The following is a 1,586-nucleotide window of genomic DNA, read 5'->3' as shown; positions in this document are numbered from 1 at the left end:
TGGTCCAGACTGTGTGGAAACGCGGCGGATATGGTATGATGCTCCCACGGTTTGGGGGATCATATGGGTCGCTTTATTTCTGGCGCTGATCGCAAGCAGACGACGTTATTTCCGCCCTGCGTAGATGATTGGATCGGGGTTGATAATCCGGTTCGAGTGATCGATGCGTTCGTTGATACGCTCGATCTTCTGGTGCTTGGATTTGACGGTGCGCAGCCTGCCGCGACAGGGCGGCCTTCTTATCACCCGTCGGTCCTCCTCAAGCTCTACATCTACGGATATCTTAATCGGGTTCAGTCGAGCCGACGCCTGGAGCGGGAGGCTGACCGCAATGTCGAGCTGATGTGGCTGGTGGGCCGGCTTGTACCCGATCACAAGACGATTGCCGATTTCCGACGCGATAATGGTCCTGCGATCCGCCGAGTTTGTGGCCGTTTCGTCTTGCTCTGCCGGGAGATGGCCCTGCTCACGAGTGGCAGCGTTGCCATTGACGGCAGCAAGTTCAAAGCGGTCAATAATCGCGACCGCAACTTCACTGCAGCCAAGCTGGCGCGGCGCCGGGAGCAGATCGAAGAAAGCGTTGCACGCTATCTCTCGCAACTGGACACGGCAGACAGGCAGGAGCCGACAGACGTCCTGGCCGCAAAAACGGATCGCCTGAAGGAGAAGATTGCCAGGCTTGAGGAGGAGATGAAACGTCTCGATGGGCTGGAGGAGCACATGCTGGCTGCGCCGGATCAGCAGATTTCACTGACTGATCCTGACGCTCGTTCCATGGCGACCAGCGGTCGTGGGACCGGAATGGTCGGGTATAACGTCCAGGTTGCGGTCGATACCGAGCACCACATCATCGTTGCCCACAAAGTGACGAATGTCGGCAGCGACCGGGCTCAACTGAGCGGCATGGCGACAACGACCAAGACGGTCCTGGGTGTGGATCGGCTGGATGTAGTGGCCGATCGTGGCTATTTTTCGAGCGAGCAGATCCTCGCCAGTGAACAGGCTGGCGTCACCGTCACCCTACCAAAGCCACTGACCTCAAGAGCCAGATATGAAGGTCGCTTCGGAAAGCCGGATTTTGTCTATGTGCCCGAGCAAGATGTCTATCGCTGTCCCGCAGGAGAACTGCTGAAAAACCGCCTCCAGAGTGAGGAAAGAGGTCTAAAGATAAATCGATACTGGGCCAGCACCTGCCAAACCTGCGCGATCAAATCGCGCTGTACGCCCGGCAAAGAGCGCCGCATCTCCCGATGGGAGCATGAAGATGTGATCGACGCGATGCAGCACCGGCTCGATGCCAATCCGGACGCCATGCGCATCCGGCGCCAGACCGCCGAGCATCCCTTTGGCACCCTCAAGGCTCGAATGGGCTACACACATTTCCTCACTAGGACCAAGACGCGCGTTTCCACCGAAATGGCCCTCCATGTCCTCGCCTATAACCTCACCCGCGTCCTCAATATCATGGGAAGCCGTAACCTGCTGAGTGCCATCGCCGGCTAAGACAACGCCGTCCAAACTCGGCTCGGACCATCTATCAACCAGAGCAACGAAGACGTTTCCACACAGCCTGGGTCGTTAGCCGA

The 1,586-nt window shown here is 58.0% G+C and carries 1 protein-coding gene; it reads left to right on the top strand.

The window, feature by feature from the left end:
- The first annotated feature begins 63 nt into the window (after positions 1 to 63).
- Positions 64 to 1,503, top strand: coding sequence for an IS1182 family transposase (locus ACFO3E_RS15135; protein ID WP_380805786.1), 1,440 nt, complete (start codon positions 64 to 66; stop codon positions 1,501 to 1,503).
- The last annotated feature ends 83 nt before the right edge of the window (positions 1,504 to 1,586 follow it).

Origin of the sequence: Sphingobium tyrosinilyticum, from assembly GCF_042654265.1 — a bacterium.
GTDB classification, from domain to species: Bacteria; Pseudomonadota; Alphaproteobacteria; order Sphingomonadales; family Sphingomonadaceae; genus Sphingobium; species Sphingobium tyrosinilyticum.
This window is presented reverse-complemented; position numbering and strand designations above follow the sequence as displayed.

Coding starts and splice junctions, on each gene's coding strand:
- ACFO3E_RS15135 (WP_380805786.1), top strand. CDS start 64: ATGGGTCGCTTTATTTCTGGCGCTGATCGCAAGCAGACGACGTTATTT.